Below are 16,534 nucleotides of genomic sequence, written 5' to 3'. Positions count from 1 at the left end.
GTAAAGAGGATGACTTTTGGCTTGGCGACGTTTATGACACTTTTGTATATTCCTTCACATGAAAATGGTAATGAACTGGTGATGCCTCGGGTTCAAAAATAAATAGAGTCCAGATAGAAGGTGAAATCCACCCCTTAGAATAGACATTGGAACCCCCCCCTTGGTTTAGCCGATGAAATTCTAGGGGGTTTATTTTTTTATGGCGATTAAAGGGCAAAAGTTTAAAACGTATTCGGAGAAGATTAAAGAAGAGGCTATTCGTCTGCATACGGTCGAGGGGTGGACATACCGAAAGATAAATGAGCATTTGGGAATTTATGACCCGGGACGAATGAAGCGCTGGATGCGAAAACATCGAGAACAAGGCGAGTTTGGACTGATGGATCAGCGAGGTCGACGAAAAGAATACTTGGATCAAGAACGCTATGTACAAAAGCTAAAACGGGAGAATGAGTTGCTAAAAAAGTGCTTGGTCATCTGGAAGGAGGAAGCAAACAAGAACGATTTCAGATCATAGAAAAGGCAGCAGGATGTGGTGATGTCCAGAAACTCTGCCATGTGTTTGGTGTGTCCCGAAGTGGATTTTATACCTATATAAAACGTAAAAGATTCGATCGAGATGCAAAAGCGAAGAAGCAAATACTTCAAACCTATCAACATTATGAAGGGAAATATGGTTATCGACAACTTCAATTGTTCCTTTGGCAAGATCAATGGATTTGGATGAACCACAAAAAGGTGCTCCGCCTAATGCAAATGCTCGGTGTCCAATCTCAAATCTGTCGTAAACGACGCTCCAGTAGCTCGTATGTAGCAGCGCAGGAAATTGTTATCACAATGCTTCGATGGAGAGTTTCTTCTCGCATCTCAAAACGGAAGGACTCTATCCTTATCATATCCGAACGGTCACCCAAGCACAAAACAAAATCGAGAAATCTATCCGTTTTTACAACTGAAAACGGCCACAACGGAAACTAAAAAAACTGATGCCGGTGGAGTACCGACGCCAGTTTGCAGCCTAGAATCTTTTTATAATGTCTATTAAATGGGGTCTTGACAAAAGGCTGGTGAAATCTTTTAATTTAAACATCATTTTCTGATGATAGATCTGGATCATATGTTCCTGGTACTTCGTTTTTTCTTATTTATCTTTGTCACCAAACTTCTCCTGCATGTATTCTGCACTAACCTGGAGACTTTTAATAGGATCGTTATCTACCCAATTTTTATGAGTTTCTAATATAACGCCTTCTACTCCGTGTTTTATAGCAATGGCTGAAAGTGTATCCAGATCCATATTTCCATATCCTAATTCAGTAACATTTTCTTTCAGAATAGGTGTCATGTAAGGACCTGACTTGGTATAACCGCGGTCAGTTATATGCCATAATTTCATTCGACTCCCCAGTTTTTCCATTAAAGCGGGAACATTAGCACCGCCATCAGTCATCCAGTAACTATCAAACTCAAAATTGACATAAGCAGGGTCAGTTTCTTCAATTATAATATCGTATGCCGTTTTTTCAGAAGTTACCTTTTGAAGTTCAACATTATGATTATGATACAAAAGACGTACTCCTTCTTCCGAAAGTGCTTTTCCAGCCTGATTCAGACGTTCGGCAAGTTCTTCCACGTCATCTAAACGACTATAATTAAATTTGTACATACCGGTAATAACCACAGTATCAGTCCCAAATTTTTTGGCTTCATCTGCGATCGCTTTCGCATCATTCTCAATACTCCCCAGGTTACTGTGTAGGCTTACCACCTTTAGCCCACTTTCTTCAATCAGTTTTGGCCAATCAAGCTTGCCACCATTGCCAATAGACATTCCTGAGAACTTTGTCATTAGTTTTATAAGTAAAGAAGACTTGTGTATCATAAAATCATTTAACTCGATAGATTCATAACCTGCATTTTTGATAGCAAGTAATGTCTGTAAAGCATTATCGTAATTATTACTCATTGTTCCTATCATGATCTGTTGAACTGCAGTTGTAACATGCTCAGAATATTTTTCATCAACATTTTTTACATCATCATTTTGTATCGAACTCTGCTCCATTTTGTGTGCTTTTACAATTTTATTAATTCGGACATTTTCTTTAATTTCATAACCAGCAATAAGTATGATCACGAGACTAATGCACGCAAGGATTAATGTTAATATTTTTTTTCTGTTTTTTTTCATTTTCACATCTCCGTTTCATTGACATAATTCATTTGTACTTTACAATATTATCAACATCTGTCTATTTTACAACCGACAGATTCTTTGGAAATGTCGAATACTATGGAGGCTCTATGTCAGAAAAAATTAAACTCAGCCAGAGGGTTGCGTTAACAAAACGCTTAATTGGTGAGGCTTTACTAAAAATGTTAGAGACACGAAATATTAATAAAATTTCTATACGGGAATTATGCCAAATTGCAGGAGTCAATCGTACTACATTCTATAATCACTATGGAAGTCAATATGATGTATTAAATGAAATTGCTAAGACATACATACAAAGCACTTCATTTACCGTTATAAATGATATTGAAGCAGGCAAAAATATCGACGAATGCCTGTCTGGGATACTACAATATATAAAAGAAAATGTTGAATTTGCTAAACTTGTATTAGACCTAAAAAATTATGATTTAATCTCCCACATCACAATTTCTTTACCACAGTTTGATTCTATGGTCATTAAACATTTACCAGACAATTTGGATTTGGAGGAAAAAAAGGCGATTGCTTCGTATGTTCAGTATGGAATAGTAAGACTTATCAAAGAGTGGATTCTCTCAGATTGCTTGAAATCACCGGAAGAAGAGGCAAAATTAATTTTAAAAATTGCTGGAAGAACAATTGGTAATAGATAATCGCACCTGATTATTCGATACTACCTTGAATATTTACTAATTTTCTATATTGTTTTGTATTCCCTAACTAGATCATTTAATTATCATAAGTTTTCTAACATGAGAACGTTTCTTATGTAAATGACACTTGCTTATAACGGAGTTAAACTCCATTTGTTATTGAAACGTTCTTCTTATCAAGTTGCGCTTATTATGGGACGAAAGTAGCTATTATCCAGAATAGCCGTGATACATACTCAGTATCAGCAATGTGTAACGTCCTCGAAATCGCCAAAAGCAACTTCAGATATGAAGCAAAGGAAAAGCCAAATGAAGATGAGCTCACGGAAGCTATTGTCGAGATATTCCACAACAATCGAAAAGTCAATGGTAAAAGTCAAGCTTCAGCAACGAGAATTCACCATCTCTAGATGTCGTATTGGTTGAATCATGCAGGAGCAAGGTCTCGTCTCCACATCACTGTTGCCCAGTTTAAGCCACACAAAACGTTCTGTAATGAGGCAACAACAGCGAACGAACTGGGTCGAGAGTTAAGCGAAGCGTTTCGTGGTGAACGATCTAACCTATGTGAAGGTTTGGTATCGGTGGCATTACGCTTGTGTCCAAATTGACCTGATCAATTCGCGAGATTCATTGGCTATAGTGCAGGTTCACATAAGGACGCTGATATGGTTTCACGTGCCTTTGCAATGAGAGAAGGCAATCTGAGCCAAATCCAGTTATTTCATACGGATTGTGGGAGTGAGTTTAAGAACCACAAGATAAACCAGCTTCTAGGCACATTTGGTATTGGTCGATCACTCAGCAAGAAAGGATGTCCTTACGATAACACCGTGGCCAAAGCCACCTACACGGTCATAAAAACGGAGTTGATTTATCGGATGGAATTTCGAAAGCTCCGTCAATTGGAATTGCAATTTTATGACTACGTCAACTGGATTAACAATCACCGAGTTCATTGATCACTGAGGTATTTAACGTCTGTTCAGTATCCCCAAACAGCCCTTAAAAAGTCGTTTGATTTAATGTTGACAATCCAAGTTCGGAGATGTACAAGCTAGAGGGGATACCCTTCACATGTCACGCAATTTTTCGAAGATAACGGCGTAGTGCTTGAAACTGAGCCTGGGGATGATGAATTTTTAAAGAGTTACCCTGTAGATTACATTGGTTTCAATTATTTTATGAGCCGTGCAGTTAGCACATCCACGGGAGAAATAAAAAAACGGTACGGATATATCTATGTTAATAAAGATAACGCTGGTGAAAGGACGCTAAGAAGAATAAGGAAGGAAAGCTGTACAAGAAAGTTATTACTTCCAAGGGTTCCGACTTAGACTAGAATCATTAGACACGATATAATTATGGATATGTATCATTACAATAACCTCTTGGATTTTTGATCCAGGAGGTTATTGTAAAAATATTCAGGAGGGATATATCTAATGAACAGTCGCTATACCAAACTTAGAAATGGAGTGCAGATGCCATGGATCGGACTTGGTGTCTGGACGCCCAAACGTGATGATGCTACCGAAGCCATTAAACAGGCTTTGGAAATGGGATACGGAGTATTGATACAGCATCGGCTTATGAAAATGAGACGCAGGTGGGCAGGGCTGTAGCTGAGTCAGATATTCCTAGAGAAGATATATTTATAACCACAAAAGTGGGAAACGGTGATCAAGGGTACGACTCGACGCTACATGCTTTTGAATCCAGTATGGAGAAATTGCAATTGGACTATTTGGATCTTTACTTGATCCATTGGCAGATCGAGGGAAAATCCCTCGAAAGTTGGAGAGCACTAGAGCATCTGTACAAACAAAAACCAGCTAATGTTTGTCAAGCATTTCAGGTTGGATAAGTTCTCTGTTCGTGATATACTTTTTCCGACCAACACAAATAACCTCCACGGCTATGGAGATTTTGGTTAAATATGGTTTAAGCTTGGTAGGGCTCTCCCTTTTGCAAGATGGCGAAGATGTGATGTAACAGCTTGTTTGCGCAGGCGATCACAACCACCTTGTAGGGCTTGCCCTCTTTTCTTTTTTTCTCATAGTACGCACAGATTTTTGCATTTGCGCTCTTCCGTATACCACATTGCACAGCCAGGTACAACGAACGTCTAAGTCTTTTAGATCCTCGTTTCGTTATTCGCGTACTTGTTGCTGTAAATTTTCCTGAACTAAAAATCCCAGGGTCAAGACCTGCAAACGCCACGAGTTGCTTCGCATCGTTAAACTGCCTGACATCGCCCATTTCAGCTACAATGGCTGCCGCTAATTTTGTTCCAATCCCAGGAATGCTTTTCACGAGTTCCACTTCAGGTAGACTCACAGCCACGTCTTCCATTTGCCTTTCGAGATCCTCTAATTGACGTACCATCGTTAGCAATAACGTGACCATCCCGAGCAACGCCTTGCTTTGAGAAGAACTCCTCCGGGTCTCTCTCCAGTCACATAGCACGTCCTCCAATGTTTTGACTTTTTCACTCACCCATCGCTTGGAATGAGATTTCCTGCTACCTTCCTCAATTACTTCATCCCAATTTTCCATAGTTCCCTCTAAACAACGGGATAGAACCTGTAATGACGTGAGTGAAAACAGATTGTAAAATACCTGTTCATACGCTGGAAATACTTGTTCTAATAAGGCTCTGCTGTTCAACTTCGCCTGTACGAATATCCCTGTGACGAATTCGTGCTGTCGGGTCAAATGCTGCAGTTCTGTAAACGTTTCTTCCCAAGTCCGGTGGGGTTTCACATCGCCACGGTAGTACATCTCAGCCAGATGCCAGGCATCCACCGCGTCCGTTTTCACCTTGCGTAACTGCGTGCCTTTGGCACGTTTGGATTGCAGCGGATTAACAATGTAGCAGGTGTAACCGCTTCGTTCCAGGTACGAAACCCAGGCGCGATGGTAGTGTCCTGTCGCTTCCAGAACGATGACTGGAGCAAGCCCGGTTTCGACCTGAAGCTCCTCTAACATACGCGAGAATTGTTCGTATCCGCTCTTTTCATGCACGATGTCTTGCCAAACGGTTCATTTCGATTCCTAAACGCCTGCACCACGCTCGCACCTTTCGCAACATCCACACCGACAACAGGTTCCAATTTCCTCACTCCTTGTTTTGAAATTCGCCGGCCTTTCCACGATGGTTCCAAACCCATAGCTTCGCTTGTTATACGAGATCCATCGCCCCTACCAGCTCAAACATGGTATTTTGGAGGTCGTGGGAGAACAGTTTTTATTACGAGGTCCAAGCCCCTAAAAGACTCACGTTCTCCCGGCTTCCCCCATCGTAAAACGACCACAAAAAAGGCTAACCAGTAATTACTGGCTAACCTGATAATACGAAAAAGTCTCTCCCTATATCTAGGGAGAAACCTAGGAACTAACCGACTGTAATTGCACGTTTTTATAGATCCTATGAATTAGTTAAAGATTAACGAGACACAGTGTTTGACACAGCGAGCTTGGTTTTACCCAAATTCCCTTGTTCAGACGCCTCTATTTCTTTCATTACGGATTCGCCTTCAATATCAATATTTGGTAGAATTCGATCTAGCCATTTTGGCATGTACCATGCCGCTTTACCCATTAACAACATCACGCCTGGGACGATCATCATGCGAACTACAAAGGCATCAAATAATACCCCGAATGCCAATGCTAGCCCAATAACTTTCGTCATCGGATCCGGAGCCATCATAAACCCAGTAAACACGGCAATCATGATTAATCCAGCGGCAGTCACAACTCCGCCACTATCTCGAATACCAGTGAGTACAGCTTTTCGTGCATCACCTGAATGTGTAAATTCTTCCCGCATACGGCTAACCAGAAACACTTCGTAGTCCATAGCCAAGCCGAACAAGATACCAATAGTTAAGATAGGTAAGAAGTTCAGGACGGGGCCACTGGTTGCAAAACCAAAGATTTCATACAGGTTGCCGTCTTGGATAACCCACGTGACAAACCCCAATGTTGCTCCTAGAGACAATACGAAACCTAGCACGGCTTTTAATGGAACCAAGAGGGAACGAAAAACAATGACAAAAATAATAAATGCTAATCCGATAATTAAAGCAGCGAATACAGGGAGAGCTTCTCCCAGTTTTTCCGAAATATCGATGTTCATTGCTGTTGTTCCGGTAACATGAAGTGTCATCCCATCATAGTTGGAATTTCGCAGTGAATGAACCAATTCTTTTGTTTTCGGATCATTCGGGCCAGTTTTTGGATTAAGAGTAACGACTGCCATATCACCAGTTTCTTTAGGAATTACATTTGTGATATAGCCTACATTATCCATACCCATAATATCAGCTTGTAAGGAATCTAATTTACTAAGGATTTCATCGTTTCCCTCTAGCGCTTTTGCGACGATTACGAGGGAAGCATGGTAACCTTCACCATAAGCATCTTTTAATAAATCATAGGCTTCTCGTTGATCTGTTCCTTCTTCATAAAAACTATCATCCGGTAGACCTAATTCCATATGGAAAAAGGGTGCGGATACAGCTCCCAGTATAATGGTTCCGACTAATACGAACATAACGGGCATCTTGTCCAGTGCCTTAGCCCAGCCTGACATGATTTTCCCTGAAAATTTGACGTAATTCGCTAATTTTTCACTCCGAGTTTGGTTACGTTCTACAGGTGGTAACGCTTTGTCTCCCAGCAAGAAAATGATTGCAGGCACGACTAGTACAGCTACAATAACAGCAAGCAATACGGTTAGCGCGGCAGTATAACCCATCATAGAAAGAAAAGGTATCTGAGGAATGGATAAACCGATCAGTGCAATAATTACAGTTAATCCAGCAAAAACAACGGCGGTTCCCGCTGTACCATTTGCGATTGCGATGGCTTGTTTTACCGAGTTACCTTTGATGTATTCCTGTCTGAACCGTGAAATAATAAATAATGCGTAATCGATGCCAACTGCTAGGCCTAACATGGCTGCTAGGGATATGCACACGAATGGAATGGTTGCAGCGTGGCTGGCTAAGACGATACCTCCGAGTCCGATTAAGAGACCGACGCCTGCGGTCATTATAGGCATTCCTGCTAAAATTAAAGAACCGAAAGTGAAAAATAGAATTACAAATGCTATCCCGACGCCAATAATTTCTGTTGTTACATGAATGTCAATAGGATAGAGTTCGGTATCAGAAGAAGAAAGTTCGGTTTGAATTCCCTTGTCTTCTGTAATGTGAAGGGTGTCACGCAACGCATCGACTTGATCAAATGTGATTTCTTTTGAAGGTTTCTCATACATGGCCATTGCATAAGAAATAGATTGATCCTCATTATAATTATTTAACATAGATGGCGAATATACTGTAGATACACCATCAAGTTTATTCACTTCTCCTAACAATGTATCAATGGACTGTTGCACATCAGAATCCAACAGTGTTTTCCCTTCGGGTGACTTAAAAACGATTTGAATTTGTGCCCCCGCTTTACCTACCTCAGGAAATTCTTGCTCTAATAGTTCAATGGTATTTTGGGCAGGTGTGCCTGGAATAGACATATCATCATCAAAGTTAAACCACAAAAGAAGTACAGCAGCACCCAATACCAATAATAAGCCAATGGTTGAGAAAAAAAGCATCTTAGCATGATTCGTTGCCCACAATCCTAACCGATATAACTGTTTTGCCAAGAAAATAACCCCTCTCCGTCCAAAAAAATTAATTGTTTGTCTAAAGATTACATAAATAGTGTTGAGGATCAGGATTTAATTACAATCTAAAATCCATTTCGTAAATAACCAAAGAGTTTGTCTAAGTACTGATCAAATACCTTGTTAGATTCTTCCTTTTTCGTTTGAGAGGGGAGCAGCACCTCAATGTCTCCAGTGAAAAGCGGGCTGACTGCTGCTACCATCGCACCTGCTAGAAAATGGGTGTATTCTTTGGGGTAACGTTCTTGGAATAAATGGTCTAACAACTTTTGAGTTGCTATTTGGAACTGGTAAAGAACACGTAAAATATACGGTTCGAGGGATGGATAGCTTTTGGATAGCAAAACAAGTTGCCGCATATCTCGCATTATTCCTTCGGTAAGTTGCATTTTAGTGAGCTGATACATCGCATCAAGTGGTGTGGAATTGTCAGGCATTTTTTCAACTAAATCGACAAATTCATCGAATCCATGGTATGGAAAGGCTGCCATGGCCACAGCTTCTTCCTTACAAGAATAATGATTCGCGAATGTTCTTCGGGAATATCCAGCTCGTTGCGCTACATCTTCAACTATGAATCCATCTAAACCGCGTTCAGTAGCAAGTTGGAAAGCGGCTTCGGCTAAGGCATGAGCAGTTGCCTCTCTTTTCATTTCCCGTAAGCTTTGTTTCATCATTTCAAAGTTTCACCTCGTTCTTAAAGGGTATCAAGACAGGAAAAATATAACACTAAATTGCTCATTAGGCAATGTTTCCTTTTGCGAATTAATTCTCAATGAGCAATGCACAACGAAGGGAATGAGGTTTTATATTTATTAGTTACTGAGTGGAAAAAATGGAGCCTTATAAAATTTTTTATAAGAAACAGGAACAAGCTTGTTCAAAATTGGAACTTCAAAGTCAGTGGATGCTAATGTGTAACAAACATAAACCAGAAATAAAGAGTGAAATATACATGTGTTTTTATTTTTTATCCATTTAGGGTTCGAACCTTGAAGTGATAAAATTACTTTACAAAATCGAATTAAACAAAAAAGATTTTTAATTACTTCAATTGTGTCTTGCCCTCAATTAAAATTTTTCACATTTTGTGTACTGTAGGAATTAAGGACTTTATTGATGCCTTAGGGCAGCAGATTTCCTATCGACATTTCAAAGTAATGAATACGCGTTTTTTTATTGGTATTGGGAGGGGGGATGCTTCAAAGTAGGCTAAAGAACATGAGGAAGAGTAGCAAATGTCCATTTAAGTAAGCGTTATCAAAAGGGTGGCTCTGGTTGAAATGAATGCACCATGCAACATACATTAAGGGAGCACTGATCTATATTAGTTAGACAGGAGGATTGGTTAAATGGATTCACAAGCGAAATCAGTATTGAAATCAATGCTTGTATTCTTTTTATCATTTACAATGGCTCTTTCTTCTGCCATTTTTCCTTCCCCAGCGCGGGCTGAGTCATCGAGTAGTTTGCAACCACGTCAGGCAGAGTACCTTGGCCGAGGTTTGGTTGCTGTTCTTGTAGACAATGGTGTATTTTTAAGTTGGCGTTATTTATCTACTGATTCGAATGAAATCGCTTTCAATATATATAAAAATGGAATCAAAGTAAATGCGACACCGATTACCAATGTGACCAATTATTTGGATACAACTGGTTTTGACAGCTCTCAATATCAGATTTCAGCCATCGTTGCGGGGAAGGAGGAAATGCAACCAGGTGTAGTTTCCGTTTGGCATAATCAATATTTACCAATTCCACTGGATAAGCCAGCAGATGGTCGTACGAAAGATGGGGTAGCCTACTCATACCACGCCAGTGATGCCTCTGTTGGTGATCTTGATGGGGATGGTGAGTACGAGATTGTTTTTCTATGGAATCCAAGTAACTTGAAGGATAACTCGAATTCTGGATATACGGGGAATGTGTATATCGATGCCATTAAGCTGGATGGCACGAAGCTGTGGCGTATTGACTTAGGTGTCAACATCCGTGCGGGAGCACATTATACTCAGCTCATGGTTTATGATCTGGACGGCAATGGCAAAGCGGAAGTCGTTGTTAAAACTGCAGATGGGACCAAGGATGGCCAAGGCACAATTATCGGTGACGGTACAAAAGATTACCGCAACTCCAGCGGTTATATCTTAACGGGCCCTGAATATCTTACACTGTTCGACGGGGCAACTGGAGCTGCTGTTTCTACTGTGGAATACGATCCGCAACGAGGTGATGTTAGCGCTTGGGGCGATTCATATGGCAATCGTGTAGATCGATTTCTGGGAGGCATTGCCTACTTGGATGGTGTGACGCCAAGCGTCGTCATGGCCAGAGGATATTATACACGCACCGTACTGGCTGCTTACGACTACATCGGTGGCGGATTGGTGAACCGTTGGACCTTCGATACCGATGAAGCTGGAGCCGAGTATCAAGGCCAGGGAAATCATAGTTTAAGTGTCCTCGATGCAGATGGTGATGGCAAGGATGAAGTTTTGTACGGTGCATTGGCCATTGACGAAGAACCAAGATATTTACGTCGTGGATATCGACATTGGTAAATCGTGCAAAACAACGGAGTTCGCAAAGCAACTTCCGAATCAGCATATCAACGTAGGGATTGCCGAGCAAAATGCGGCTGGTCTTGCAGCAGGGTTGGCAACCACAGGAAAAATTCCTTTCATTAGCACTTATGCGGTGTTTGGTTCCTTGCGCATGGCGAAGCAGATTCGCCAAGAGGTGTGCTATCCTCACTTAAACGTAAAAATAGCCTGCTCCCATGGCGGTTTGACTCCAGCCAACGACGGAGGAAGCCACCAGGCGATTGAGGACATGGGCGTGCTCCGCACCATTCCGAACATGACAGTTGTTATGGGCGCAGACTATACTTCCACCCGCAGGCTGGTTGCCAAGGCTGCGGAACATTATGGACCGGTATATCTCCGTTTTACACGCGATACGATTCCTGTCATCTACGGTGAAGACGAGGAATTTGAGATTGGTAAAGCCAAACAACTGAAAGATGGAAAAGACATCGCCATCATCGCTAACGGTGATACAGTTCATTTGGCTTTGGAAGCAGCGGAAGCACTGGAAAAGTCAGGTGTGTCGGTTAAGTTGCTGGACATGCATACGATTAAACCGCTTGATCGCGAAGCTGTGGTGGAGTGCTTGCGTACTGGACGGATTATTACGGTGGAAGACCATAATATTTTGAATGGGCTTGGCAGCGCGGTTAGCGAAGTGGTAGCCGGGGAAGGAGGTGCCATCGTCCGAAGAATCGGTGTACAGGATAAATTCGGCGAGTCTGCACCTTATGAGAAGTTGCTGGAAATGAACGGGATTACTGTGAAAAACATTGTTCAAACGGCGCAATCCCTTGTAAAAGTCCACCGTTAAGCAGGCTTAAGTTAAGCCTAAAACATCTTGATTCAAACCATAAAAGTTAAAAGGAGTGTTGACTAATGTTCGAATTAAAAAACAGAGTAGCAATTGTCACAGGAAGCGGATCAAAACGGGGGATCGGACGCACCATTGCTTTGACGCTGGCCAAACAAGGCGCGAAGCTGGTCATCGCGGATCTCAACCAAGAAGGAATCCGAGAGACAGTCGACGCTATCCGAGCTGAAGGCGGGGAAGCATTCGGTATTGAACTGAATGTAACCAGCGAGGAATCAAACCGGACTATGGTTGAACAGGTGGTTCAACACTATGGAAGAATCGACATCCTAGTGAACAATGCGGGAATCTCCCAAAAAGTAACTGTCGAGGAAATGACGCTGGAGGACATTACCCGCGTATTCAACGTAAACATGTTTGGATTATTCTTATGTACCCAGGCGGTTCTGGATCAGATGAAAAAACAAGAATATGGGCGGATCATTAGCTTGTCATCCGTATCAGCGAAACGTGGTGGTGGCGTCTTCGGTGGAGCCCACTACTCAGCTTCGAAAGCTGCCGTGCTTGGATTCTCCAAGAACCTTGCACGAGAAGTGGCTGCAAACGGCATAACTGTAAACTGTATCGCACCAGGATTGGTGAACACAGACATCTGGAAATCGCTCGACCAGGACACAGCCAACGGTGTAATTTCGGGTATTCCAATGGGACGTCCGGGAGAAACTGAAGAAATAGCGTCAGCGCGCTTTCCTGGCCTCAAAGGAGGCATCTTATATTACTGGAGAGGAAATCGACATTAACGGTGGCTCCCATATGGATTGATGTAAAACAATATTCCTCATTGAGGCTAAAACAACCACGCTGAATAGCGTGGTTATTTATAATTCATATTTGTTCTTTTATTAGTATGCATAATGAACGAGGATCACCCTGAGTTGGCACTGGTTTCTCAGTTGAAAAGGTCCTCACGCGAGGATATTCTCCTAATCAACTGTAGATTTATATTCGAGTCACTCATTCAAATCAATACAATACAGAGCAAGAAAGTATAAAAAGAAGGGAACTGAACATGGATTAAGCAAGAAATTTACATCTGATTGAACTATAATGGGCGTGTTTACAATACATTTGCTGAAGGAGAGCTGACATTGAGGAAATTTCAAAACCCCGTACTCCCCGGATTTTACCCTGACCCATCAGCCATAAGAGTGGGAGAGGATTATTATCTGGTAACTTCAAGCTTTGAGTATTTCCCTGGCGTGCCCTTGTTTCATAGTAAGGATTTGGTTAACTGGCGTCAGCTAGGCCATATCCTGGATCGGCCTTCTCAATTGAATCTCGATCATATTGCTCCATCTATGGGAATCTGGGCACCTACGATCCGCTATCATAATGGGATCTTTTATATGATTACAACCTACGTCGATAATGAGAAACAGCAGCATAATTTCTATGTTACGGCTACCGATCCTGCCGGAGACTGGTCAGACCCTGTTTGGCTAGAAGATGCTCCCGGTATTGATCCATCTCTGTTCTTCGATGATGGCCGCGTATATTATACAGGCAACCGAGTTCCTCCAGGAGGGCAGGAATATCCCAAACACATGGACATCTGGTTGCAGGAAATCGATCTGAGTCAAGGTAGATTGGTTGGAGAGAAGTGTAGTATCTGGCAAGGAGCACTTAAGGTTGCACATGCACAAGAAGGTGCTCATCTATACAAAATTGGCAAATGGTACTATGTTACTGTCGCAGAAGGAGGAACTGGCCACACCCATGCAGTCACCATAGCAAGGAGCAGGAACGTCAAGGGTCCTTATGAGGGTCACAAAGCTAATCCCATTTTGACTCACAGGCATCTTGGAAGAGAGTTTCCAATTGTCAACGTGGGTCACGGGGAACTGGTGGAGACTCAACATGGCGAGTGGTGGATGTTTTGTCTTGCTTCCCGCACTGCGGGAGGTTATTACCGCAATCTTGGTCGTGAGACGTTTCTTGCACCTGTAATTTGGGAAAATGAGTGGCCAGTGGTTAGTCCTGGAAAAGGAATGTTGGAGTTTGAGACGGTTGCCCCGAACCTGCCAGAACACACGTGGGAGATCCCCTCTGTGAGAGAGGATTTTGATGTCGCAGAACTATCTCCCGTTTGGAATTTCCTTCGAACACCCCGTGGTGAGTTCTGGAGTCTAACTGAACATCCAGGATATCTGCGTTTAAAACTGAAGCCGGAACAGTTAATAGAGCAAGGGAACCCCTCTTTTATTGGACGACGCCAACAGCATTTAAGTTTTATCGCTGCAGTAAGTCTTATATTTGAACCCCAAGCGAATGGTGAAGTGGCTGGCTTAGTGCTGCTGCATAACGCGAACTTTCATTTCCGCTTTGTCTTATCACGTGAAGGTGACAGGTATATTCTTCGCCTAATCGAACGCTTCGAGGGAGAAGAAAAAGAGCTTGGTTCTAACCGATGTGATGGAGGCAGAGTTCAGCTGAAAGTGGAAGCGCGTCATCAGGATTATAGTTTCTACTTTAGAACAGAAGAGACAGATGAGTGGAAGACACTCTGCACGAATGTCGATGGAAGGCTGTTAAGCACTGACCTGGCTGGAGGTTTCACAGGAACATACATCGGCCTTTACGCCAGCTCTCAGGGAGCTCCTAGTACAACGTTTGCTGACTTTGATTGGTTTGATTATGAAGGTTTGAATTAGAGTTCTTTACTAGGTTGAAACAGGCGTTCCCCCTGACGAAATTTGATTTCTTTTCGATAGTGTGAAGGGTTGTAACCTGTTACCCTCTTGAAGGTTTTGTTAAAGTGGGACAGATGCTCAAACCCGACAAGTGAGGCAATGTCCTGGATTTTGCTATTGGATTGGGTAATGAGTCGCTTGGCCTGTTGAATTCGAATGTGCACGACATACTCCCGAAAATGAAAGCCTGTCAGTCTGTAGAATATGCGGCTCAAGTAGGAAGAGCTGATGAAGAATTGTCTAGCTGTTTCTTCCAAAGTCAGTGGCTTCTCATAATGTTTGCGAATATAAGTAGCGACATCGGTAACGAGGTTGTGCAGTGGGTGCTTCGTGCAGTCGCTCTGAGAGAGAGGTTCTGTACGTTGAAGGAGAATCATTAATTCAGCAAATAAAGTTAGAACGCTTGTTTCGTAAAACGGCCGACATTCCTGACATTCCTCAACCATACGTACCAGAAGGTTTTCTGCTTCGTTCTGCTCGCGCAGCATCAGCCGAAAAAGGTGAAAGCCGCGCTTGTTAAACCATTTCGTATCATCCTGAAGCGGGGTGGGCAGAAGTGCTGGATTATAGTTAATTAGAATTCGTTCAAATTCAGCAATTTCGGAGCTTGCGGTCGCATGCATCTCATCGGATTGGATAAGAATAATCTCTCCTTTTTGAAGCGTGACCACTTGACTATCTACAAAATAAATACGTTGACCTTCTTTAAGATAATACAGTTCAACGAAAGGATGACTGTGAGCCCGGGGCATAGCTGTGATGCCTGCACGTTTCATGTGCTGGATGCTGAATTGCTCGTTTGCCACATGGTATTTCGGTTGGGAAACGCTTACACTTTTCATGGCCGCTCCTTATCACTCTTTAGTTATTACCATTATAGTTTATCTCCAAAGTAAGTTGAAAGGGGAAACGTATGTTGATTACTGTATCTGCTGGACAAAACGGAGATTATACCAGTCTCCAGGATGCTGTGGATTCGATCTCTCAGGGGCATCAATCGGAGGTTACGATTCGAATCAAACCAGGGCTCTATCAAGAGAAAGTAACCATCCCATCTGATGCTCCGCCCATTCTATTGCTCGGCGAAGATTCAGACACCACAATTATAAGCTGGTCGGATAATGCACATACACTGGATGCAGAGGGAAAACCACTCGGAACATTTCGCTCAGGGACCATAAATATATTTGCGAAGCAGTTTACAGCCGAGAATATAACGATCCAAAATGCCTCTGGACCCGGGACGGGGCAGGCTGTAGCCGCTTTTGTTGATGGAGACCATGCCGTCTTTCGCAGAGTGCGTTTTCTCGGTGATCAGGATACGTTATATACGGGCCCAGGAAAGCAGTATTATAACGATTGTTATATTGAGGGGGATGTAGACTATATTTTTGGTCCGGCAACGGCGCTCTTTGATCACTGCCAACTTCATAACAAAAGATCAAGAGGGTACATAACGGCAGCATCTACACCGGAAGGTACACCATTCGGATATGTCTTTTTGGATTGCCGTATTACAAGTGGTGAAGGGGTTCACGATGTGTATCTTGGGCGTCCTTGGCGTCCTTATGGGCATGTTGCTTTTCTGCGAACAGTTATGGATGGTTCCATTACAGGCGAGGGCTGGCATAATTGGGGGGAGCCTGATAGAGAGAAAACTTGTCGTTATGAGGAATACGAGAGTGGTGGCGCAGGTGCCAATCCGTCGGAAAGAGTTTCTTGGTCGCGGCAAATGACATCATCGGAGACGATGAAGTATCAAATTATAAATATTTTGGACGGATGGCATCCCGAAGGTTACTGAGCAGCATTACCT

Annotated in this window: 12 protein-coding genes and 4 pseudogenes; 11 read left to right on the top strand and 5 right to left on the bottom strand. The window is 42.5% G+C overall.

Annotation, left to right across the window (positions count from 1 at the left end; translation table 11 throughout):
• Nucleotides 1-199: 199 nt before the first annotated feature.
• The 3 genes and pseudogenes from DMB88_RS16425 to DMB88_RS32070 all read left to right on the top strand — a co-directional run bounded on the left by DMB88_RS16425 (nt 200) and on the right by DMB88_RS32070 (nt 956).
• Entirely contained in the window at nt 200-517 is a 318-nt protein-coding gene (locus DMB88_RS16425; protein ID WP_174715296.1) for a helix-turn-helix domain-containing protein, read from the top strand.
• Nucleotides 466-732, top strand: a pseudogene (locus DMB88_RS32075) (IS3 family transposase); the annotation flags it as partial. The gene DMB88_RS16425 and the pseudogene DMB88_RS32075, both read left to right, overlap by 52 nt.
• A 113-nt stretch (nt 733-845) precedes the next feature.
• Nucleotides 846-956, top strand: a complete 111-nt coding sequence (locus DMB88_RS32070) for an IS3 family transposase (protein WP_128102225.1) — start codon at nt 846-848, stop codon at nt 954-956.
• A gap of 185 nt (nt 957-1,141) precedes the next feature.
• Here DMB88_RS32070 and DMB88_RS16410 read toward each other — a convergent pair whose 3' ends face one another.
• Nucleotides 1,142-2,191, bottom strand: coding sequence for a sugar phosphate isomerase/epimerase family protein (locus DMB88_RS16410; RefSeq protein WP_128102224.1), 1,050 nt, complete (start codon nt 2,189-2,191; stop codon nt 1,142-1,144).
• 113 nt (nt 2,192-2,304) lie between these two features.
• Between DMB88_RS16410 and DMB88_RS16405 the strand changes: the two genes are divergently transcribed.
• The 3 genes and pseudogenes from DMB88_RS16405 to DMB88_RS16395 form a co-directional block, all read left to right on the top strand.
• Nucleotides 2,305-2,871 carry a TetR/AcrR family transcriptional regulator gene (locus tag DMB88_RS16405; protein WP_164848706.1) on the top strand — a complete coding sequence of 189 codons (567 nt, stop codon included), beginning with the start codon at nt 2,305-2,307 and terminating at the stop codon, nt 2,869-2,871.
• Nucleotides 2,872-3,539: 668 nt separating this feature from the next.
• The gene (locus DMB88_RS16400) at nt 3,540-3,833 is read left to right on the top strand and encodes an IS3 family transposase (RefSeq protein ID WP_128102222.1); all 294 of its coding nucleotides are present in this window, start codon (nt 3,540-3,542) and stop codon (nt 3,831-3,833) included.
• Between the two features lie 483 nt (nt 3,834-4,316).
• A pseudogene (locus DMB88_RS16395) lies at nt 4,317-4,699 on the top strand (aldo/keto reductase); the annotation flags it as partial.
• A gap of 116 nt (nt 4,700-4,815) precedes the next feature.
• Here the strand turns inward: DMB88_RS16395 and DMB88_RS16390 are convergent.
• From DMB88_RS16390 to DMB88_RS16380, 3 genes are all read right to left on the bottom strand, one after another.
• Nucleotides 4,816-5,898, bottom strand: coding sequence for an IS110 family RNA-guided transposase (locus tag DMB88_RS16390; protein WP_254438207.1), 1,083 nt, complete (start codon nt 5,896-5,898; stop codon nt 4,816-4,818).
• A 421-nt stretch (nt 5,899-6,319) separates the two neighbouring features.
• Nucleotides 6,320-8,548: an MMPL family transporter gene (locus DMB88_RS16385; protein WP_128102221.1), complete on the bottom strand. Its 2,229-nt coding sequence runs from the start codon at nt 8,546-8,548 to the stop codon at nt 6,320-6,322.
• Between the two features lie 86 nt (nt 8,549-8,634).
• On the bottom strand, nt 8,635-9,246 hold the full coding sequence (locus tag DMB88_RS16380) for a TetR/AcrR family transcriptional regulator (protein WP_128102220.1): 612 nt from the start codon (nt 9,244-9,246) through the stop codon (nt 8,635-8,637).
• A gap of 735 nt (nt 9,247-9,981) precedes the next feature.
• On the opposite strand from DMB88_RS16380, the pseudogene DMB88_RS16375 reads away from it, so the two are divergent.
• The 4 genes and pseudogenes from DMB88_RS16375 to DMB88_RS16360 form a co-directional block, all read left to right on the top strand.
• A pseudogene (locus tag DMB88_RS16375) lies at nt 9,982-11,094 on the top strand (hypothetical protein); the annotation flags it as partial.
• Nucleotides 11,072-11,968 (top strand): transketolase family protein, encoded by an 897-nt coding sequence (locus DMB88_RS16370; protein ID WP_254438206.1) that lies wholly within the window; start codon nt 11,072-11,074, stop codon nt 11,966-11,968. The pseudogene DMB88_RS16375 and the gene DMB88_RS16370, both read left to right, overlap by 23 nt.
• Nucleotides 11,969-12,033: 65 nt before the next feature.
• Nucleotides 12,034-12,790 (top strand): annotated as a pseudogene (locus tag DMB88_RS16365) (SDR family NAD(P)-dependent oxidoreductase).
• Nucleotides 12,791-13,116: 326 nt separating this feature from the next.
• Complete coding sequence (locus DMB88_RS16360) at nt 13,117-14,679, top strand: glycoside hydrolase family 43 protein (protein WP_128102219.1); 1,563 nt, start codon at nt 13,117-13,119, stop codon at nt 14,677-14,679.
• Here the strand turns inward: DMB88_RS16360 and DMB88_RS16355 are convergent.
• Complete coding sequence (locus DMB88_RS16355; RefSeq protein ID WP_128102218.1) at nt 14,676-15,560, bottom strand: helix-turn-helix domain-containing protein; 885 nt, start codon at nt 15,558-15,560, stop codon at nt 14,676-14,678. The two genes, DMB88_RS16360 and DMB88_RS16355, sit on opposite strands and share 4 nt — an antisense overlap.
• Nucleotides 15,561-15,631: 71 nt before the next feature.
• Here DMB88_RS16355 and DMB88_RS16350 point away from each other — a divergent pair, with 71 nt between their 5' ends.
• Complete coding sequence (locus DMB88_RS16350) at nt 15,632-16,522, top strand: pectinesterase family protein (protein WP_128102217.1); 891 nt, start codon at nt 15,632-15,634, stop codon at nt 16,520-16,522.
• The last annotated feature ends 12 nt before the right edge of the window (nt 16,523-16,534 follow it).

It is taken from the genome of Paenibacillus sp. DCT19, from assembly GCF_003268635.1.
Classification (GTDB): Bacteria; Bacillota; Bacilli; order Paenibacillales; family Paenibacillaceae; genus Paenibacillus.
Note: the sequence above shows the minus strand (reverse complement) of the source record. Positions and strands in the feature narration are given on the sequence as shown.